The following is a 19,795-nucleotide window of genomic DNA, read 5'->3' as shown; positions in this document are numbered from 1 at the left end:
CACCATGAAACTGAAGAAACTGCTGCCCAAGAACTTTGATGATTTGCTGGCCGAAGGCGATGTCGATGCCTTGAAGGCGGTATTCGCAGCGTGCAGCGTGGATGCCCGAGGCGGCTATTCCAAGCAGACCGCCTTGGCGTTCAATGAGTTTCCCGACGAACTCTGCCGCTGGCTGGTGGAGCAGGGCGCGGATGTTTCCGCGGCAGATAGCTACGGCGACACGCCCTTGCAGTCGCGCGCCGGGCATTGGCAGGGCCGGTTGGACATCCTGCTGGACCTGGGCGCAGACGTACATAGCGGCGAGGGTGGGCGCGGCACGGCGCTGCACAAAGCCTGCGGCGTCGGCCATGCGGACAACGTTCGCCTGTTGTTGCAGCGGGGCGCCAACCCTGACGCGCTGACGGCCGACGGCCTCACGCCGCTGGAATGGGCGCTGCAGCGCTGCAGCAACACCGGCATTGTCGGCATCGCCAAGGTGGCGCCCGTCATGCTGGCGGCCGGCGCACGCCAGACGCCGCGCATGGAAGCATTCATCACGCGGATCGGCACGCAGTTCGAATTCCATCGCGCCGGCTTCAATCGTGATTCGGTGGACGAGTACAGCGCCGCGCTCGATCAGCTGTACCGCCTGTTCGCCGTGGCCCCGGTCCCGCGGCGCGCCATGCACGACGGCCGTTCGCCCATCGTCGTCAAGGCAGGCGCCTGGCAAGACCAGCACGAAGCGCTATGGGACTTGCTGGTTCCTTCAAACGGGCCAGCGGCCACCGTGCAGGGCGAAGTGATCCGTCTTTCAGGCCGCATCGCCAACGAACTCGACGGCAACGGCGGCGTGAACTGGGACGCAGACTTTCGTCGCATGGTCGATGCGCTGCTCGGGCATCTGGGTTCAGGCACCTCGTTGCCTGCCGAACGGCTGGAGGCGGCCGCCGTCACCGCCAAAGCGATCAAGCAAAAATCGGGTGAGCCCGTACTGCTGTGCGAATTGGCGGTGCAATGGGTAGCGCGCAATCCGAAGCCCGTTGCCTTGCCTGCGGTGGATTACCGTCGGTAAGGCTGTGCGGCGATCTGGAGCATTGCGGCATGAGGGGGCTGCGTTGTGTGCCTATCGATCTTTCTTGCGGCAGGTCCACCCCTTGAATGTGAACGCCGCGTAGAACAGTTCAATCTCTTCAAACCCCGCCTCACGCAGTACCGCTTCGTCGTCGGCGGGGTCCAGCACCGGCAGTTTTTCCTTCATCGTCTTGATGCTGTTCTGCGCTTGTGCTGCCGGCACGCCCGCGGCCACCACGAAGGCCGCGTTGCGGGCCAGCCAGGCGTCCTGGCGGTCCAGCGGATAGCTGTGGTGGGCCACGATGAAGGGGGCGCCGGGCTTGAGCCGCCGGGCTACTTCCCGCACGGTTCTCAGCCGCTCTTCGTGCGGCAGGAAATGCAGCGTCAAGAGGCAGGTGGCGCCGTCGAACGGCCCGTCGGGGGCGTCGTCGATATAGCCTTGGTGCAGGGTGGCGCGCGGCGCCTGGGCGCCCAGCGTATCGGTTGCCTGGCGCAGCATCTCGGCCGATGGGTCCACTCCGTCCAGTTGCCAGCCCGGCCGTGTGTCGGCCAGGGCTTTCAATTCCAGCCCCCCGCCGGCGCCCAGTACCAGGATGCGACCGTTGTCGGGCACGTGTTCCGCCATCAGCAGGCCCACCATGCGGTGCAGGTCGCGCAGGCCGGGCACGTGGCGGGCAACGCGTTCTGCGTAGTCTTCCGAGGCGCCAGGGGAATTGGAAAAGGACATGGGGACTCCGGGGATGGGGCGCGTGAGCCATGACGGCAGGCGCATATCATATAACATATGATGTTGCGTGATAAGCGGCACGTCAAGAGACGGGATGGCCTGCCGGCACGGCGCTTTGGCGGTCGACAATGAAAAATGACCGCAGCGGATCACGCTGCGGTCATGTCATGCCCATCCGGTCAGGCCGCGATGGATAGCGGCCGCGCCGATCCTGGAAAGTCCGGCAGCGCAATGTCGCTATGGCCCGGCCGCACCCAGCGCACGCGTTCGCGGGTGGCGTCGATGCAGCCGCCCTGGTCGTAGACGCCCTGCGGATCGCGGATGCGCATCATGCGTTCCAGAATCGCGGCGGTGGCCTCGGGGTCGGCCAGCGTGTCATGCACGCGGGCCTTGACGACGTCTTCGTCCATGTAGCGCTTGCCGGCCGCGTCGGTGCGCAGGCCGTCGCGCCAATGGAAGATCTCGACGCACTTGGACGTCAGCGTGTAGGGCACGCCGCGTTCCCAGAAATTGTTGAACTGGCCGCCGCCCAGGTAGAACACCCAGGACCCCTCGTAGCCTTCGACGTCCGACGATTCGGCGTCGGGGTTGCGGAACCACAGGCGGTCGCCCGGCACGTAGAAGCGTTGCGGCAGGGGTTCGGCCAGCGAGCCGTATTCGTGCAGGAAGGTTTCGTGGAAACTGCCGGACATGACGGCGCGGGTTTCCCATTGGCGTTGCAGGCGCCGCGCCAGGTCGGGGTTGGCGCTGTGCAGTTCCTGTGCAATGCCCAGCACGGTGACGTATTCCGTCGCCCGGTAGCACGAGAACGAATACAGCTGGCCCGAGGCCTCGGGTTGCGTCGCCTTGCGCAGGCCGTCGATCAGCGAGCGCCCCGGCAGCACCGTGAAACCGCGTGCTTCGTCATAGGTGAAGTAGTCGTCGGGCCGCTCGGCATGTTCGGTGTCGAAGGCCAGCGCGGTCTTGCTGGCGGCCTGCACGATGTAACGGCGGATGCGCACGGCCGATTCCCATTCCGCCACGGTGGGGAAGGTGAAGGCGACGGGGCTGGCCAGCATGGTCAGCACGATCTCGCGGTCCAGGTCCGCCGCATTGGCGTCGGTGCGCAGGCTGAGCGCGCGGGCGATGCCGGTGGTGTCGTGGTCGGGCAGGTAGGTGGCGGCGAATCCCGCGTTCACCGCAGCGTGCACGCCCGGAACGGGGCCGGTCAAGAGATCGCTGTGGGAGGCGGCACGCAGGCCCAACCCGGACAGGAACTGCTCTGCCGCGTCCAGCGCGGCGGCGGCCTGGCGTGAATCGGGGACTTCGATGCGAATCCCGCCTGGGTGAGGCTGATTCGGCGACTGCTGGGAAGACGGCATGAAATACGAATCGAAAAGCGGCAGGAATCAGTATGGATCAGTGCAGGTCGGGCAGAGTTCCCATCAAGCTGCAAGCTGGCGTGAACAACTATTTCAGCACGCCAGCCAGGGGGATTTTCCTGCGGAAATCAACGACCTGGAACTTCCTGATTGTAGTGACGCGGCCTGAACGCCAGCTTGCAGCGATCTATCGGCAGCACGATAAAACTGTCAACGGATTGTCATGTTCGCCGTCAGTGCGATGACACGTACGCCGAGGCCGCAAATGCCGGCGGCACGGCGAATTCGGCGCGCATGCGCTTGACCTCTTCCACGGGGCTGCGCCCGAACAGGCGCTTGAATTCGCGGCTGAACTGCGACGGGCTGTCGTAACCGACGTCGGCGCTGGCGGCGGCCGCGGTGATGGCGTTGCGCACCATCAGCAACCGTGCCTGATGCAGCCGGGTGGACTTCAGGTACTGCATCGGCGACGTGCCGGTGACCGCCTTGAAGTGCACATGGAAGGCCGGCACGCTCATCCCCGCCTCGCGGGCCAGTTGATCCACGCCCAGCGCCTCCTTGAACGAGGCGTGGATGCGGCGCAGCGCCCGCACCACCTTGCCGAACTGCCCCTGCATCGTCAGCGCCGCGCGCATCGATGGCCCCTGGTCGCTCGTGAGAATGTGGAAATAGATTTCGCGCACCAGCGACGGGCCCAGGATCTGCGCCTGCATCGGCGAGCCCATGGCTTCCAGAAAGCGCAGCACCGAGGCGCTGAGCGGGCCGTCCATGGGGCTGGACAGCATGCCCTTGGGTTCGGCCGCCTTGAAGCCGCCAGCCTGATCGATCTGCAGCATCAGGTCGGCGGCCAGCTTGAAATCCAGGTGCATGTAGATGGCCAGCAGCGGTTCCTCCGGGCTGGCGTCGGTTTCCATCGTGAAGGGCACCGGCACGGACACCACCAGGCATTGCCGTTCGTCGTAGACATAGGTCTGCCCGCCGAAGTAGCCGCGCTTGCGGCCCTGGCACACGATGACGATGCCCGGGTCGTACAGCACCGGCACCGAGCTCAAGGGGCGGTTCGAGCGCAGGAAACGCACGTCCGGCAGCACGGTCAGGTTGTAGCCCTCTTGGGGCGCCAGGGCTTGCAGCAGGGTGGCCATGCGCTGGCGTTGCGCCGGAAGGGCCGCGGAGTCGGGGGTGGGGTGGTCGGGCATTGGGGGCACCGCGCGTGAGCTAGGTAAAAATATTCAGACCAATAGTTTTAGGCAATAAAACGAGACTATAGGCCATCGATTATTGATGTTGGCAATCCTATCATTCCATCCATACTTTTTCACCCCGATAGGACGGTAAACATCATGATCGACGTATTGAATCCCGCCGATGGCTCCCTGGTCGGCACCGCGCCCGACCTGAATGTGGCCCAGGTCAAGGCCGCCATCGACCGCACTTGCGCTGCGTTTCCCGCCTGGTCGCGCAAACTGGCGCGCGAACGCGGCGACCTGCTGCGCCGCTGGTTTGAACTGATCCGCGCCGACAGGGCGGCGTTTGCCGACCTCCTGGTCAAGGAAAACGGCAAATGCCGGGTCGAGGCCCTGGGCGAAATCGATTACGGCCTGGGCTTCATCGAGTGGTATGCCGAAGAGGCCAAGCGGGTGTATGGGGACACCATCCCGTCCCACGCCGACAATGCCCAGGTGCTGGTCGTGAAGGAACCGGCGGGGCCCACCGCCGCCATCACGCCGTGGAATTTCCCTTTCATGATGATCGCGCGCAAGATCGCGACGGCCCTGGCCGCCGGCTGCACCATGATCATCAAGCCGTCCGAACTGACGCCGCTGACGGCCTACAAGATGCTGGAATACGCCCGCCGCGCCGGCATTCCCGAAGGCGTGTTCGAGATGGTGACCGGCAACCCCAAGGAAATCGGCGAGCAGTTCACGGGCGACCCGCGCATCCGCAAGCTTTCGTTCACCGGCTCGACCGCCGTGGGCAAGCTGCTGGCCGCGGCCTGCGCCCGGGACCTGAAGAAAATGACGCTGGAACTGGGCGGCAATGCGCCGTTCATCGTGTTCGATGACGCCAGCCTGGAAGACGCCGCCACCGCCTTGGTGGCAGCCAAGCTGCGCAACTCGGGCCAGGTCTGCATCTCGCCCAACCGCATCTACGTACAGGACGCCATCCACGATCGTTTCGTGGCCGCGGTGGCCGAGAAAGTCGCGCGCATCCGGGTAGACCAGGGCTTGCAGGAAGACTTCGTGGTGGGGCCGATGATCAACCAGGCCGGCATCGACAAGGTCGCCGCGCTGGTCGACGACGCCAGGGCCGCTGGGGGGCAGGTCGTGCTGGGCGGCGAGCCGCACGCCAAGGGTGGCTTGTTCTATTCGGCCACGGTGCTGGCCGGCCTGGACGACAGCATGCGCATCGCACACACCGAAATCTTCGGGCCGGTGTTCCCCATCTACCGCTTTCACACCGAAGACGAGGTCGTGCAGCGCGCCAATGCGTCGGAATACGGCCTGGTCGCCTATGCGTACACCCGCGACCTGGCCAGGGCCTTCCGGCTGTCACGCAACATCGAGTCCGGCATGGTGATGCTCAATTCCGGTTCGGTCGGAACGGCCTCGGTGCCTTTTGGCGGGGTCAAGCATTCCGGCTATGGGCGCGAGGGCAGCTATTACGGGATCGAGGAATACGTCGAGGTGAAATATGTGTTGATGGCGGGGTTGGACAAGTAGGGGGCGGATGCATGGCGCGAGTTTGCCGGCAGGTCGCCAACTGCGATAAAAGGTTGGCATCTGCCGGAGCGACGCCCATGACCCCGTTGAAACAACCCGAAGACATCCCCCACGCCTTCCAGGCTGCGTGGAATCGCCACGACATGCAGGCGTTCGGCGCGCTGTTCCAGGCCGATGCGACTTTTGTGAACCGGTTTGGCCACTATGTGCGCGGCGTCGATGAGATCATCGAACTGCATGCGCCCATCCACGCCACGATCTATCGCGATTCCACGCTGGAGAACGAGCTGATCGACGTGGTGCCCATCGGCCAGGACGCGGTGGCCATGCATTTCTGGAGCCGCCTGGCCGCCGGCGCTGCCCACCCGGCCGGCGCGCACTCGGTCGATACGCTGATTCTGGCCGTCCTGACGCGGCAAGGCAGCGAGTGGCGCATCAAGGCCCTGGAAAATGTCACCCTGACAAATCCGCGTACGGGGCTGCCCGTGCTGCGTAATGGCCAGGGGACTTGACCGCTGCGGCTGTCAGGCGCCGATGTAGTTGTCGTCGACGCCACCGCGCATCATGCGCTGGGTTTCCTGGTTGTGCAGCCGGAAGCCGTCAGGGTTGTTCTTGATGGCGTCGAACGCGAACTCGCTTGCGCCAAGCAGCAGCATGGCGGGCGCCGAGCCGCCGGCCGCCAGGTTCAGGCAGAGCTTTGCCCCGGCGAACGTCACTTTCTGCATGTCGCCCTGGTCCAGGCCCTTGATCAGGTCCACGCCATTGTTGATGCCGTCGGCGACATTGGCGAGCGGGCCGGTGCCCATCGCGCCGACGATCTTGGCGCCGCCGGCGAACATGGCGCTGGCGTCGCCCTCCTGGTAGGCGCGGGCCGTGCTGACGAAGCTGCCGACGATGCCCATCTTGCTCAGGAACAGGCCGGTGGTCATCTTCGGAATGCCTTCTTTCATGAAGGTGTCGGCGACCTTGGAGGAGGTGTCCAGGGCCGTATCCATCTTCTTCAGCGCGGTGTCTGCCCCTTGCAAGGACGTCGGCGCGGTGGTCGTGGGCCGGAACAGGCTGCGGATACTGTCGAAAGGCGTGCTCATGGTGTCGCTTCCTGTTCAGGCGAAATGGGCCGGGCCCTGGGCAGGCGCCGTATCCGATCCGGGGGTTTTCGACGGCAGCAGCTGTTCGATGCTGCGGCTGGTGATGGCGGCGGCCAAGGCGTCCACTTGTTCGCCAAACGCGCTGAGTACATTGAAAAAGCCGTCTTGCGTCCAGCCGGCTTCGCCGGGTGTCCAGAGCAGGCGCAACACCAGCGTGCGGTCTTCAGGTTGCAGGCCGATGCTGCTGGGGGCCACCATGCCCGGAACCAGGTTGGCGGCCAACAGGGCAAGCAGTAGCGGGGCGGGCGTGGCGTCGTCAACCGCGCCGATCTGGCCCGACAGGATCAGCCCCATCTGGCCGGCAACAGGTTCGATGACGACGGGGGCGCCGCCCTGGGTTCGCAGTGCGAATGCGCCTTCATCGGTTGCGCCGATGGTAATTCCCATGGCGGCTTCCAACCGGGAAATCCATGCTTTCACGGTGCCAGACGTATTGGCGTCCATAGACCCTCCTTGTGATAGGTAAGGCCTTAGTAACGCAGGAGGGCTTGCGGTTCCGATGCGCCTCTAATTCTTCAGGCTCATGATGCCGCGACGCTCGTATGCCAATGGACCCAGAGGCAAGTCTGGTTCACTGCGCCCGCAGCAGATTCGGTGACCCGCCCGCCACCGGCTTGGCGTGCACGTTCGGCGCGCGGTAGACCAGGTCGCGCAGGGCCGCATGCGTCTGGGGCAGGTTGAAGGTGTCGGCGCCCGGCGCCAGGCGAAAATCATCCAGGCTGGCCGGCAGGCGTTGCACGGTGATCGACTGCACCGCGCAGCGCACGAAATCCAGCGATGTTTCGCACAGGTTCTTGGCCAGCACGGGCTGGTCGTCCAGCAGCACGAAGCCATCGGTCAGCACGGCTTCGCCCTTGTGCAGGGTGATGTCGGCGATGGGCGAAAAGCTGAGCAGCACGTCGACCCCCGGCACCTGGACGGCCTCGGCCTGGCGTTGTTGCAGCGCGATTCGCGCGCTTGCGTCCCAGCGGAACACGCGGGCCAGTTCGTCGCAGCCGCCGCCCAGGCGCAGCACCAGGCCGCAACCCTGGCCCAGGCCGTCGTCCCCTTGTTCGGCCAAGTTGGACCAGGGGGCGGTCTTCTTGAAGTCCCGGTCGGTGGTGGGGGTGAGTTCGGCGATGCCGACCTTGGCCAGCATGTCGGCCACCGGAATGCTTCTGACGGCCTTGGGCGGGGTGGCGTCCATCTGGTGGTAGGCAATGCGATTCAAGCGGTATTCGCCCGGCCAGACCGGAATCACCTGGTACGTCAGCTTGCCGCGCGGGGTCTGGAACAGCGGCCCCAGGTCGGGAATGTCGGCCTCGTGCTCGGCATGGCCGACCGAGATCGCGTAGCCGTCATCGGCCTTGTGATTCCAATGCATCATGGTGCTGCTTTGCTGCATGAACCGCATCCGCGTGGCCGGGTCATGAAAATCGCGTTTGCCCTGGGCATCGAGGTTCAGGGTGGGAATCACCAGCAGCGCCATGCCGTCCTGCCGCGCCTTGCCCAGCAGGGCGTCGATGCTGGCGCGGCGCTGGTCCATCTTTTGGTCCCAGGACGCTTCTGCGGACTCCTGTTCCGGTTGACCCGTCGGATGGGCTGACGCCGCCGCGTGGGCGAACACGGCGAGCAGGCAGGCGCGGGCAAGCAGGGAAGTCAACGGCATGGGATTCAGTCCTTTTGGCGGGGTTCGGCAGGTCGGGTGGCGGCAATCGCCTTGATTTCGATCACCAGTTCGGGCCGGGCCAGGGCCGCGACGCCCAGGATCGTCCAGGCCGGAAAATCCGAACGGATATATTTTTCCTTCACGGCGCGAAAGTCGGCCAGCTGCGCGCCCACGTCCACGTGATAGGTCACCAGCTCGACGACATCGGTGAAGTCCAGGCCCAGGTGCGCCAGAATGGCCTGAATGCGCTGGAACGCCAGGTCGGCCTGTTCCGCGGCCGATTCGGGAATCGTGCCGTCGGCGCGCAGGCCGATCTGTCCGGCAATGAACACCATGCCGTTGGCCGTGACGGCAGGCGAATACTGGAACAGGTCGAAAATGCGGTTGCCGCCGAACGTGGGGTCATCGTCGGGCAGGCGCAGGCGGTCGATGTGGGTCATGGGGGGCCTTGGTGAAGGGGGGCGGATTCATTCGGCCGTCGGTTTGAATGCATGGCGCCGAGGGGTATTTCTTTTGCGTTTTTGCGGGTGAATGCTAACCAAATTCAGGCGCGGGCATCGCAGGATTGATAAACACAACGTTTGTCGATGTTTCAAATTCCGCTGACGTTCCTGCGGATGCGGCCGCCATCGGCGCCCGATCGGCGGTGAAGATGCCGCGTCGTCGGTGCCGGGCGGGCGCAAGTGATTGAAGAAACTGCGGTCGATACGAGCTTGTCCCGTTGCCGGCGTTTGGCGGATACTCGTTTGTCGCCATTGCTGTACGGCCCCACGCACAGGAAACCCCGCCATGAGCCTTACCCCGTTCGAATTGCACGCCCATGTCGATGAAGACGGCTTCGTTGCGCTGGTCTGCCCCGATACCTATCAGGGGTATGTGCACGAAGACTGGACGCTTGCCCAGGTGCTCGAACGCTTTGTGCGGCAGATGAATGCGCAGACGCTGTTTGCGGCGTTTCCCGGGCCGGATCTGGCCGATGCGTCTTTGCGCATCGCGGATGCGGCGTCGCCGGGGGCAGCCTGGCGCACGGTGTCCGGCCTGGTGCGCGTGGGCGAAGGCGGGCTCTGGCTGACCGACTACTCGCAGCTGACCATGGCGGCGCAGTTCGACGATGAACTGCCCACCCGCGACGAACAGCTGCAACTACCCGTGGGGCCTGGGGTGTATCGGGTCACGTTGCGGCAGTTTGCGGTGTCGTACGAAGATGACCAGGACCCGGCTGCGGAACTGGTCATCCAGCCGGCGGGGGCAGGTGATGTCACCGCCCGCATCGACACCGTACCGTGGTTCGGTTAGGCGCCGGGCCGCATCAGCGGCGCATGTTCCGCCATCAATTCCGCGACCCACTCGATGAACACCCGCAGCTTGGCACTGACATGCCGGTTGGGCGGATAGGCGATGTACAGGGGCATGGGGTCCAGCTTCCAGTCTTCGAACACGGGCACCAATTCGCCTCGGGCCGAGTGTTCCAGGGCCATGTAGTCGGGCAACCACAATATGCCCATGCCGGCCAGCCCGGCTGCCAGGTAGGCATTGCCGTCGTCCATGGCCACGATGTAGCGGCCCTGGGCGTGCACGCTTTCGTCGCCGCGGCGCATGGCGTAGGGCAGGGGTTTGCCGGTGCGCGACCACAGAAAGCCGACGATGCGGTGATGGGAATCTTCCAGGTCGGCCGGATGCACCGGCTTGCCGGCGTGCTGCAAATAGCTGGGCGCCGCGTACACGCGCAGTTGCAGGTCGCCGACGCGGCGCGCGATCAGCGACTGGTCAGTGAGCTCGCCGCCGCGCACGACGCAATCGACGTTCTCGCCGATGATGTCCACCATTCGGTCGCTGACGCCCATGTCCAGCTGGATGTCGGGGTAGCGGGCATGGAAGGCGGGCAGGGCGGGCGCCAGAATCATGCGGGCGAGCGGGCTGGGCACGTCGACCCGCAGCCGGCCCCGCGGCACCGCGGCCGCGCTGGATAGGCTGGTCTCGGCGTCGTCCATGTCGGCCAGGAGGCGCAGCACGCGTTCGTAGTACACCGCGCCGTCAGCGGTGACATTGACCTTGCGGGTCGTGCGGTTCAACAGGCGCACGCGCAAGCGCGCTTCCAGCTGCTGCACCAGCTGCGTGACGCTGGTCTTGCTCATGTGCAGGGTGTCGGCCGCTTTGGTGAAGCTGCCGGTTTCCACGACGCGGGCAAATGCCTGCATGGCATCGAAACGGTCCATTGCCACTCCGGGGGCTGAGGGGGATTGTTTGCATTTTACAAACAGTGATGGGCAGGGTTGCGCGTTTATCGCGCGGCAAGGGGTCCGTAAAGTGCCTGCATGATCAATGCGGGCGGATGCCCTTGGGAGCAATTGAATGGCAACACGTGATGTGGTTTTTCCGGCAGGGCGCCAGGCGCTGTATGACCGCAACCGGTACTCGCCGGCCATCCGGTCCAACGGTTTTCTGTTCGTGTCGGGCCAGGTGGGCAGCCGCGAAGACGGCTCGCCCGAGCCGGACCTGCAGGCCCAGGTGCGGCTCGCGTTCGACAACCTGAACGCCATCTTGAAGGCGGCGGGCGCCACGTTTGAAGACGTGGTCGACGTGACCGTGTTCATGGTGGACCCGGCGTCCAGGTTCGAGACCATCTGGCAAGTCGTGCCGGACTACTGGGGCCAGGCGCCGCACCCGACGCTGACAGCGGTGGGCGTGACGTGGCTCTACGGCTTTGACTTCGAGATCAAGGTGATTGCGAAGCTGCCCGAAGGCGCGTAGCCGTGCGCGGATAAAAGCGGACAAGACAAAGGCGCCCCGAGGGGCGCCTTTGCCGTTGCGCGGGAAGCGGGGATTAACCGCGGGCGCGGGCCACGGCCTGGGCCAGGTCTTCCTGCTTGCGGATCAAGGCGGCCTCGACCTGGTCGCGCGGGGTCGTGGTGTCCTTGAGCGGAGCATCCAGGTCCGCAGCGCGCAGCAGCTCCATCAGGTCGCGCGAACGGGTCTGGGTGGACGGAATCGCGCTTTGGTCGACCAGCTTGCCCTTGACGAACTTGGAGACCGTGGTGGACAGCGTGCTGGTCTCGGTGAACGAGGCCTTGGCCAGTTTGCCGTCTTCGTAGCCGATGTCGGTCTTGTTCTCGTAGTTGTCGCGGATCTGGTAGAAAGCGTAGTTCTGCGAATCCGGGTCCGTGGTCAGGTTCAGCTTCTGGTCCAGCGACAGCGCGCGATGGAAGCTGGCGCTCAGCGACGACTGCTGCTGTTGCGTGATGGCCAGGTCGAACTGCGGGCGGCCGCTGCTGCGGGTGTTCTGCGAGGTCTGGTACGAGAACGTGTCCAGTTCGCGCGGCTGAGCCGGGTTGGACGCGACGGGTGCCTGGTTGACCGAGGCGGAGAAGTCGGCCAGGCCGGACAGCATGGTGCGGTGGACTTCAGCCGGTGGGCCCAGGCGGTTGGTGGCGCCCTGGGGCGACCAGGCGCCATAGCTGCGGTGCAGGTCCGAGAAGCCTTGCTTGAAGTACGACATCAAGGCGGCATCGCCTTCGCCGCGCTTCTGGGCGCTGTCGAATTTGGTGAGGTAGCTGTCGATGGCCGCGGATTGCTGCTGGGCGCTGCCGAACTGGGCGGGCTTGCTGACATCCACGTTGATCTGGGCGGAACCGGCCAGGGTCTTGACGGTCAGCGCGCGCTGGCCTGCGTCGGCCTGAAACTTGAAGCTGACCTGGTCCGGGCCTTCGGCGCCGACGGTGGCTTCCAGCGACACCGACGACAGGACGTTGGTGTCGATCTTGGACAACGCGCCGAGAGCCAGCTTGGGCGGCACCGACGCCAGGCCGTCAACGGCGTCCTGGAACGATTTGGACAAGCCGGCGATGGCATTGCGCTCGGCCTCGGTGAGCTTGGCGTCGCCCACGTCGATCTGCACGGCCAGGCCCTTTGCATTGCTGTCGAGCGTGATGTTGACCTTGGCGCCGCTGGCGGTGGTGATGCGCAGGGCCACCGAGTTATCCGCCTGGGCTTGGGCCTGGGGCCCATCCACGCCGTCCACGGCCGCGGCCGAGCGAGTCGCGGGGACCGATTGCGAGTAGTTGCCGCCATCGGTCTGGAAGCGCGACAGCAGCGCGGCGGCCAGGCCCTTGAACTGACCGGTCAGGGACGACGAGCGGACGTTGTCCGACATCAGCGACGACAGGGCGTCGGGTTCCTGCACCGGGTTGGCGGAAAGCGTGCTGGGCGAATAGGTCAGCACGCCGGTCGATTGCTGTCCCAGGGTGACCGAAGTGGACGCGGGCGGCTCGGGGCTGCGGTTGACGTTGGTAACGCGGGACACGCCGCTCGCCGGCGCTGGCGGCGCGATGACGAGCGGGGGCAGTGAAGAGGAGATCGTAGTCATGTCTGCGGTAATCCAGGCGGGCAACAGCTGCCCAGTGATCGTGCCGGGGATATTCAGAATGACTAACGGCAGGCGCGGCGGAAAATTAATGGGCCCGCGCGATTGATTATTTACCACTGCCGCGATTATCTTTGGCGGGGAAATAATGTCGACAAAATGCGTGCTTTCCAGAAACTGAATGCCGCGGATGCAAGCGCATGGATTACGCCGGTTCCGCGGTTATTGCCGGGCACGCCCGCGCGCTTATTTCACGACATAATTGCGCGCTTCGTTTTCGCCGGCCCATTTACGCAGCGCCGCAATGAATTCCGGGCAGACATTGCCATCGACGGTGGAACCGACAATGACGCTGTCTTTCATGCGCATCAGCACCTTGCATTCATAGACGCGCGAGCGGTTCTGCATGTAGCCGGTGCTGCTTTGCTGGAAAACCGGCGTGGCGGCCGTGGTGTTGCTGGCGGGAATCATGCCCACCACCTGCTGGCTGGTGCCGGTGACCACCCATTCCTGGTAGGGCGCGGTCTGGTAGTCGGACCATTCCAATTCCATCGTGTTGCCGACGGCGCGCTTCTTGGACGGTTCGCCCAGGGCGGCGATGGCGTCGTTGATCGAACGGCCTTCCATGTTGCGAGCCACGTTGACGCTGGGCGAGAACGACAGGCCTTCGCTGAAGACCTTGCCCAGCGACGGCAGGGACGAACTGCCCCCGGTGGGCATCGGGGCGCAGCCGGCCAGGCTGGCGGCGGCGATCAGGCCTGCGGCAAGCCGGAACGGCCGGCGGGGAAAGGCATTCAAGGGCGACGTCATGGTGTGCGGGCGATGCTCCGTTGCGGTCGGACGGGCGCGGCGGTTGGCCGGAGCCAGGGCGCGCAACGTGTTTGTTTCTCTTCGTGACAAGCGGGGGTGCGGCCGTCAGCCCTGTCAAGCCGGGAGGATGGCCGCAGGCTGACTGCCTGCTTAAGAAAAGTCCGCCATTTTTACCGGAAATCGGGGTCAGCTTCTTTCAGATTGCTGTGAAATTTGTTACTCAATATGCCTGGGGGCGGTTTGCAAGGGGGACGGAAGGCGTAACTCGCTTGTTAAGATCATGGCCGCCAAATCCACTCGATCCGGATAACGACGATGATGCTTGCCCGATTTGTTCCGATGATTCGCTCGGCCATTGCCGCGTTTGCGTTGATGGCGGGGGTATTTGCCCCGGCTGCGCATGCAGACACGCTGTATGGCGGCATCGCCACGGACGGCAAGCACGCCAAGATCTATTGGGCGCTGCCCGAAGACACGGGCAAGGAAGCGGAAGCGGCCGGGGTGGCCGAATGCCGCCGTGCCGGCGGCAAGGATTGCAAATCGCTGAGCTGGTTCTCGGACAGCTGCATGGTGTATGCGCGCAACCTCACGTCGAACGACCTGTTTCCCGGCAACAGCGTGTCGCCCGAACTGGCTGCCAAGAAGGCGATGCGTCGCTGCACGGCCGGCAGCCCGGACGGCAAGTGCCGCCTGGCCACGATGCCGCTGTGCGTGGGCCCGGGCTACAGCGCACAAGACCTGCAAGCCCCCAAGACCGCCACGCCCGCCCAGCTCGAAGCGCTGTCGGCCAAGCTGAACGACCGCGAGTACTGGGGCGCCATTGCCGAATCGAACAGCGGCGGCCTGTCGTATGCCGATGGCTATCCCAACGAAAAGGACGCCATCAGCAAGCTGCTGGAGTGGGAAGACTGCGAGGGCTGCACCAAGGTGCTGACCTACACCGATACCTGCGTGGGCCTGGCCTGGGCCAAGGGCAGCAAGGGCCGCGGCACCGGCTTCACGGCGCAGAACCCGGATCCCAAGGCGGCGCGCGATGCGGCCCGCGACGTTTGCAGCAGCAAGACCGGCGCGCCGAACTGCGTGGCCATGGTGCGTTGCTCGGGCCGGGCATACATCGACGGGTATGCGGGCTTCGAGGAAAAGCCCAATTGAGGCGCTGACCTCGCAAGCCAAGCCGGACAGAGGAAGCCGGATCCAGGAAACTGGGTCCGGCTTTTATTCATTCAGCCGTGCGGCCGCCTGCCGAACCACCCCCTGCAACCACCCCAGCGCCGCATCCCCCGGCGCGCGCCGGCTGCACACCATGTCGATGTTGAACGGGCCCGGGTCCACCTCGGGTGGCAAGGGCCGCAGGGTCAGGCCGTCGCCCGCCAGCCGCTGTGCGGCGCGCCGCGCCAGCGTGGCGATGAGGTCGGTGCCCTGCACGGCGTGGGGCAGGGCGACGATGTGGGCAAAGGTGCAGGCCACCCGGCGGCGGTGACCCAGCCGGGCCAGGCCCGCGTCGACCACGCCGCGGGCCGAGCCGTCGTCGCTGGGCGTGAAGAGCGCGTGGGGCAGGGCCAGGTAACGCGCCAGGTCCAGCTTGCGGCTGCGCAAGGCGGGGTGGCGCTTGTCGGCGATGCAGACGAAATCTTCCGTGTAGAGCGTTTCCTGCAGCATGCGCTTGGGCGGCGCCAGATGGCCGCCGATGGCGAGATCCACCGTGCCGTTGTCCAGCTGTTCGTAGAGGGCGGCGCGGTCCAGCCGCGCCACGCGCAGGTCGATGCCCGGCGCTTCGTGCCGCAGGGCGGCGACGATGTGGGGCACGATGACGACGTCGGCGTAGTCGCTGGCGGCCAGGGTGAAGCGCCGCCCGGATGCCGTGCGCGGCTCGAAGCCCGCGCCCTGCGCCAGGGCGGCGCGGATGTGATCCAGCGCGGCCGTCACCGCGGGCATCAGCGCCGTGGCCTTGGGCGTGGGCTGCATGCCGTCGGCGGTGCGCAGGAACAGTTCGTCCTGGAACAGCAGACGCAGGCGCCCCAGCGCGCTGCTGACCGACGGCTGCGCACGGTTGATGCGCTGGCCGGCCTGGGTAACGTTGCGGGTGTCGTAGAGGGCTTCGAAGGCGACCAGCAGGTTCAGGTCGACGGCAGATAGATTCATGCAATCAATAGTACGAATATCAATTATCGATTTCAACAATTCGATGCCGCGCGCCTACGATGGCCGTCAGAACTCAGACGCAAGGATGCGGCAATGCCCACTGTATTGATTACCGGAATCGAACCCTTTGACGGCGAAACGCTGAACCCCTCGTGGGAGGCCGTGCGGCGGCTGGAGGGCGTGCAGGTGGCCGGCGCCACGCTGGTGGCGCGGCAGCTGCCGTGCGTGATCGGCAAGGTGGTGGGCGTGCTGCGCCAGGCCATTGCCGAGACCCGGCCGGACGTGGTCATCTGCCTGGGCCAGGCCGGCGGCCGCAGCGACGTGTCGATCGAACGCGTGGCGATCAATGTGGTGGACGCGCGCATTCCCGACAACGAAGGGCGCCAGCCGATCGACGAGCCGGTCGTCGAAGGCGGCCCGGCGGCGTATTTCTCGACCCTGCCCATCAAGGCCATCGTGCGCGACCTGCGGGCCGCGGGCGTGCCGGCGTCGGTGTCGTCGACGGCAGGCACCTATAACTGCAACACGATTTTCTACGGCCTGGCGCACTACATCGCCACCGAGCAACCGGCGCTGCGCGGCGGCTTCGTGCACGTGCCTTACTTGCCGGAAATGGCGGCACACCATCCCGGCCAGCCCAGCCTGGCGCTGGACACGCTGATCGAAGCGGTCAAGATCATGGCGGCGACGACGCTGGCGGTAACGGCCGACATCAAGGCCGGCGGCGGCGCGCTGCATTGAGCGAGGTGACAGAGATGGATGCGTTCAATGACGCCGATGTGTTCGCGCTGGACGGCGTGCCGTTTCGGCATCGCCGCGTGCGGGTGGACGGCCTGGGCTACCACGTGGTGGAAGGCGGGGCGGGGCCGGCACTGATCCTGCTGGCGGGCTTTCCGCAGAGCTGGTACGCCTGGCGCCGCGTGATGCCGCTGCTGGCGCCGCATTTCCGTCTGTACGCGGTGGACCTGCCAGGCCAGGGCGATTCGGACAAGCCGCTGGACGGCTACGACACCCACACGGCGGGCGAGCGCCTGCGGGCCTTGTTCCATACGCTGGGCTTGACGCGCTATGCGCTGGCCGGCCACGACATCGGCGCCTGGATCGCCTACCCGTACGCGGCGCGCCATGCGCACGAGGTCGAACGCCTGGTGTTGCTGGACGCGAACATTCCGGGCGTGACGCTCAAGCCGGCCATCGAGCTGGGGCCGGACAACTGGAAGAGCTGGCATTTTCTGTTCAACACGGTGCCCGACCTGCCCGAAGCGCTTCTGGCCGGGCGCGAGCGGGTGCTGATTGAATGGTTCTTCAGCCGCAAGACGGCGAACAAGCCGGGCGTGTTCAGCCGCGAGGACATCGACGAATACGAACGCGTGTACCAGACGCTGGGCGGCCTGCGCGGCATGCTGGGCTATTACCGCGCGGCGCACCAGGACGCCATCCAGAACCGGGCGCTGCGCGAGACGCCGCTGACGCTGCCGGTGCTGGCGCTGGGCGGCGACCAGGGCAGCGCGCCCGACCTGTACCAGGCCTTGCAGCCGCTGGCGCGCAACCTGCAAGGCGGGGTGCTGGCGGACTGCGGCCACTATCTGCCCGAAGAGCAGCCGCGCGAGCTGGCGCGGCGCATGCTGGCGTTTCTGGCGTAGGGCACCCACCGCGCGCCGCACCCGCCGCAAACACCGCACCCGCGGCGACGGCGCGGCATTTCCACATTGCCTATCGGTATTTGGTGGCCGCCTGGCGCGCCCCTATCCTGGTTTTCACCAAGGAATCCAGGAGTCTTTCGATGGGCAGTCAACGTAGATCCGTTCTCAAGGCCGCGCTGGGCCTGGCGGCAGGCGTGGTCGTGGGCGCGGGGCTATTGAGCAACATGACGGGCGCGGCGCCCGCGGTCGGGGACGACGCCAACCGTTATCCAACTCGGCCGGTCAAGCTGATCGTGCCGATTGCCGCGGGCGGCAGCGCCGACAAGCTGGCGCGCACCGTGGCGCAGAAGCTCAGCGAGAAGTGGGGCCAAAGCGTGGTGGTCGAGAACCAGCCGGGCGCCAGCAGCGCGATCGGCAATGCGGCCGTGGCCCACGCACGCGGCGACGGCTACACGCTGCTGCTGGGCGGCGACGCCCTGTCGCTGAATGCGCTGCAGCCCGGCAAGCAGCACTACGACCCCGTGCGTGATCTGCAAGGCGTGACCAAGGCCGTCATCAACCCGCAACTGCTGGTTGTTCGGCCTGGGCTGGGCGTGACGACCTTCCAGGAATTCGTGGCGCTGGTGCGCCAGCGGCCCGGCGAGATTTCGCTGGCGTTGCCCGGTGGCAACGGCAGCCTGCAACACCTGGCGGTGGAACTGCTGAACGAGCGCATCGGCGCCAGGACCAACCAGATTCCCTATCCGGGGGGCGGCCCGGCCATGCTGGACGTGCTGGGCGGGCACGTGGATGCGATGCTGATCACGCTGGCCGCCGCCACCGAGAACGTGCGGTCGGGCAAGCTGGTGGCGCTGGCGGTCACCACGCCATACCGGTCCAAGGCGCTGCCGGAGGTGCCGACCATCCAGGAATCGGGCCTGGCGGATTACGCGGTGGAAAGCTGGCAGGGTTTCGTGGTGCCGGCCTCCACGCCCAAGCCGCTGGTGGATCGCATTCATCGCGACGTGGTGGCGGTGCTGCGCGAGCCGCAGACGGCTGCCTTGCTTGAAAACCTGGGGTTTTCGATTGCGGCGAGCACGCCCGAGGCGGTCGACCAGACGGTGCGCGACGATATCGCGACCTACCGCCGCGTGATCGCGACGGCCGACGTCAAGCTCGACTGAGCGAGGGGCGGGCGCGAAGTTCGGCAGCACGCTCCGGGGCACGCCCCGGGCGCGCCAGCGGTTTCATATCCATATCTGAAAGTCTTCTTTGTGTTGAGCGCCGCGGCCACGCAGCATAGAACTCCGTTCAATGCATACGGCACGACAACATGAAAACTCGCAATACCCCCGGCCTGTTCCTGCGCACCGCCGTCGCCCTGGCCCTGGCGGCCGGCGCCACCGCCGCCCACGCGGATGCCACGCTGGACAAGATCAAGGAACGCGGCACCGTCACCATCGGCGTGCTGGCCAACGGCGGCGTGTTCGGCTCGATCGACCCGAAGACGCAGGAACTGGTGGGCTGGAACCCGGACCTGGCGCGCGAACTGGCCAAGGGCCTGGGCGTGAAGGCCGAGCTGGTGCAGGTGCAAACCGCCACCCGCACGCAGTTCCTGATCTCGGGCAAGGTCGACCTGCTGATCGCGTCGATGGAACTGAACCCCGAACGCGCCGAGATCCTGGGCTACGCGCCCACGCCGTTTTTCCGGGTGGGCGGCGCGGCCGCGACCCGTCGCGACAGCGGCATCACCAAGTGGGAAGACCTGCGCGGCAAGCCCGTCTGCGTGTCGCAGGGCAGCAGCTTCGCGCGTCCCTTGCAGGCCGACTACGGCGCGGTGGTCAAGGGCTACAAGAGCTCGTCGGACTCGCTGCTGGCGCTGCGCGGCGGCCAGTGCGTGGCGGCGGTGCACGATTCGACGCTGATCCACCCCTTGTTGCGCAGCAACCCCGAATGGGCGGCCTACCACGCGCCCATCGGCAGCGAGGTCTTGCCGGCAAACTCGGTGGTCTGGACCCGCAAGGGCGAGGCCGACACCATCGCCGCGGTCGACAAGGTGATCCAGGGCTGGCACCGCACGGGCTGGCTGATCGCCACCGAGAAGCGCCTGGATATCGAGCCGGCGCAGCCGCTGCTGCAAGAGCTGCATGACAAGTACAAGCAGGGCAGCTGAGCCCGGTGAATGGCAAGCACGTGTTGGATAAGAC

The 19,795-nt window shown here is 65.9% G+C and carries 22 protein-coding genes; 11 read left to right on the top strand and 11 right to left on the bottom strand.

Features of this window, described 5'->3' with window-relative positions:
- Positions 1–4: 4 nt before the first annotated feature.
- Positions 5–1,051: an ankyrin repeat domain-containing protein gene (locus HV798_RS20155; protein WP_175193561.1), complete on the top strand. Its 1,047-nt coding sequence runs from the start codon at positions 5–7 to the stop codon at positions 1,049–1,051.
- Positions 1,052–1,102: 51 nt separating this feature from the next.
- Here HV798_RS20155 and HV798_RS20150 read toward each other — a convergent pair whose 3' ends face one another.
- Together HV798_RS20150 and HV798_RS20145 are read right to left on the bottom strand one after the other, a co-directional pair.
- Positions 1,103–1,777, bottom strand: a complete 675-nt coding sequence (locus HV798_RS20150) for a class I SAM-dependent methyltransferase (protein WP_175193560.1) — start codon at positions 1,775–1,777, stop codon at positions 1,103–1,105.
- 179 nt (positions 1,778–1,956) lie between these two features.
- A complete protein-coding gene (locus HV798_RS20145; RefSeq protein WP_175193559.1) occupies positions 1,957–3,138 on the bottom strand; it encodes a hypothetical protein in 1,182 nt (393 codons plus the stop codon).
- Here HV798_RS20145 and HV798_RS20140 point away from each other — a divergent pair.
- A complete protein-coding gene (locus HV798_RS20140; RefSeq protein WP_175193558.1) occupies positions 3,137–3,307 on the top strand; it encodes a hypothetical protein in 171 nt (56 codons plus the stop codon). The genes HV798_RS20145 and HV798_RS20140 overlap by 2 nt on opposite strands.
- A gap of 64 nt (positions 3,308–3,371) precedes the next feature.
- Here HV798_RS20140 and HV798_RS20135 read toward each other — a convergent pair whose 3' ends face one another.
- Positions 3,372–4,334, bottom strand: a complete 963-nt coding sequence (locus tag HV798_RS20135) for an AraC family transcriptional regulator (RefSeq protein WP_175193557.1) — start codon at positions 4,332–4,334, stop codon at positions 3,372–3,374.
- A gap of 144 nt (positions 4,335–4,478) precedes the next feature.
- Here HV798_RS20135 and HV798_RS20130 point away from each other — a divergent pair, with 144 nt between their 5' ends.
- A complete protein-coding gene (locus HV798_RS20130) occupies positions 4,479–5,858 on the top strand; it encodes an NAD-dependent succinate-semialdehyde dehydrogenase (protein WP_175193556.1) in 1,380 nt (459 codons plus the stop codon).
- A gap of 77 nt (positions 5,859–5,935) precedes the next feature.
- The gene (locus HV798_RS20125) at positions 5,936–6,370 is read left to right on the top strand and encodes a YybH family protein (RefSeq protein WP_175193555.1); all 435 of its coding nucleotides are present in this window, start codon (positions 5,936–5,938) and stop codon (positions 6,368–6,370) included.
- Positions 6,371–6,382: 12 nt separating this feature from the next.
- Here the strand turns inward: HV798_RS20125 and HV798_RS20120 are convergent, their stop codons facing one another.
- The 4 genes from HV798_RS20120 to HV798_RS20105 all read right to left on the bottom strand — a co-directional run bounded on the left by HV798_RS20120 (position 6,383) and on the right by HV798_RS20105 (position 9,094).
- Positions 6,383–6,946, bottom strand: a complete 564-nt coding sequence (locus HV798_RS20120; protein ID WP_175193554.1) for a hypothetical protein — start codon at positions 6,944–6,946, stop codon at positions 6,383–6,385.
- A 15-nt stretch (positions 6,947–6,961) separates the two neighbouring features.
- Positions 6,962–7,450: a type III secretion system chaperone gene (locus tag HV798_RS20115; RefSeq protein ID WP_281360908.1), complete on the bottom strand. Its 489-nt coding sequence runs from the start codon at positions 7,448–7,450 to the stop codon at positions 6,962–6,964.
- Between the two features lie 127 nt (positions 7,451–7,577).
- Positions 7,578–8,654 (bottom strand): hypothetical protein, encoded by a 1,077-nt coding sequence (locus HV798_RS20110; protein WP_175193552.1) that lies wholly within the window; start codon positions 8,652–8,654, stop codon positions 7,578–7,580.
- Positions 8,655–8,659: 5 nt separating this feature from the next.
- A complete protein-coding gene (locus HV798_RS20105) occupies positions 8,660–9,094 on the bottom strand; it encodes a RidA family protein (protein ID WP_175193551.1) in 435 nt (144 codons plus the stop codon).
- A 349-nt stretch (positions 9,095–9,443) separates the two neighbouring features.
- Between HV798_RS20105 and HV798_RS20100 the strand changes: the two genes are divergently transcribed.
- Positions 9,444–9,950: a hypothetical protein gene (locus tag HV798_RS20100; RefSeq protein ID WP_175193550.1), complete on the top strand. Its 507-nt coding sequence runs from the start codon at positions 9,444–9,446 to the stop codon at positions 9,948–9,950.
- Here the strand turns inward: HV798_RS20100 and HV798_RS20095 are convergent.
- Complete coding sequence (locus HV798_RS20095; protein ID WP_175193549.1) at positions 9,947–10,870, bottom strand: LysR family transcriptional regulator; 924 nt, start codon at positions 10,868–10,870, stop codon at positions 9,947–9,949. The genes HV798_RS20100 and HV798_RS20095 overlap by 4 nt on opposite strands.
- A gap of 136 nt (positions 10,871–11,006) precedes the next feature.
- Between HV798_RS20095 and HV798_RS20090 the strand changes: the two genes are divergently transcribed.
- Positions 11,007–11,405 (top strand): RidA family protein, encoded by a 399-nt coding sequence (locus tag HV798_RS20090; RefSeq protein ID WP_175193548.1) that lies wholly within the window; start codon positions 11,007–11,009, stop codon positions 11,403–11,405.
- A 73-nt stretch (positions 11,406–11,478) separates the two neighbouring features.
- Here HV798_RS20090 and HV798_RS20085 read toward each other — a convergent pair whose 3' ends face one another.
- The gene (locus tag HV798_RS20085) at positions 11,479–12,954 is read right to left on the bottom strand and encodes a hypothetical protein (protein ID WP_246288983.1); all 1,476 of its coding nucleotides are present in this window, start codon (positions 12,952–12,954) and stop codon (positions 11,479–11,481) included.
- A 306-nt stretch (positions 12,955–13,260) separates the two neighbouring features.
- Entirely contained in the window at positions 13,261–13,824 is a 564-nt protein-coding gene (locus HV798_RS20080) for a hypothetical protein (protein WP_175193546.1), read from the bottom strand.
- A gap of 315 nt (positions 13,825–14,139) precedes the next feature.
- Here HV798_RS20080 and HV798_RS20075 point away from each other — a divergent pair, with 315 nt between their 5' ends.
- Positions 14,140–14,976 carry a DUF4189 domain-containing protein gene (locus HV798_RS20075; RefSeq protein ID WP_175193545.1) on the top strand — a complete coding sequence of 279 codons (837 nt, stop codon included), beginning with the start codon at positions 14,140–14,142 and terminating at the stop codon, positions 14,974–14,976.
- Positions 14,977–15,039: 63 nt separating this feature from the next.
- Here HV798_RS20075 and HV798_RS20070 read toward each other — a convergent pair whose 3' ends face one another.
- A complete protein-coding gene (locus HV798_RS20070) occupies positions 15,040–15,966 on the bottom strand; it encodes a LysR family transcriptional regulator (RefSeq protein ID WP_175193544.1) in 927 nt (308 codons plus the stop codon).
- A 93-nt stretch (positions 15,967–16,059) separates the two neighbouring features.
- Here HV798_RS20070 and pcp point away from each other — a divergent pair, with 93 nt between their 5' ends.
- The 4 genes from pcp (at position 16,060) to HV798_RS20050 (ending at position 19,761) form a co-directional block, all read left to right on the top strand.
- Positions 16,060–16,707, top strand: a complete 648-nt coding sequence (pcp, locus tag HV798_RS20065; RefSeq protein WP_175193543.1) for a pyroglutamyl-peptidase I — start codon at positions 16,060–16,062, stop codon at positions 16,705–16,707.
- Positions 16,708–16,721: 14 nt separating this feature from the next.
- Positions 16,722–17,609, top strand: a complete 888-nt coding sequence (locus HV798_RS20060; protein WP_175193542.1) for an alpha/beta fold hydrolase — start codon at positions 16,722–16,724, stop codon at positions 17,607–17,609.
- Positions 17,610–17,749: 140 nt separating this feature from the next.
- Positions 17,750–18,772 (top strand): Bug family tripartite tricarboxylate transporter substrate binding protein, encoded by a 1,023-nt coding sequence (locus tag HV798_RS20055; RefSeq protein ID WP_175193541.1) that lies wholly within the window; start codon positions 17,750–17,752, stop codon positions 18,770–18,772.
- Positions 18,773–18,921: 149 nt separating this feature from the next.
- Entirely contained in the window at positions 18,922–19,761 is an 840-nt protein-coding gene (locus HV798_RS20050; RefSeq protein WP_025138494.1) for a transporter substrate-binding domain-containing protein, read from the top strand.
- Positions 19,762–19,795: the final 34 nt, after the last annotated feature.

The sequence above is a fragment of the Achromobacter deleyi genome, assembly GCF_902859705.1.
Classification (GTDB): Bacteria; Pseudomonadota; Gammaproteobacteria; order Burkholderiales; family Burkholderiaceae_B; genus Achromobacter; species Achromobacter deleyi.
Note: the sequence above shows the minus strand (reverse complement) of the source record. Positions and strands in the feature narration are given on the sequence as shown.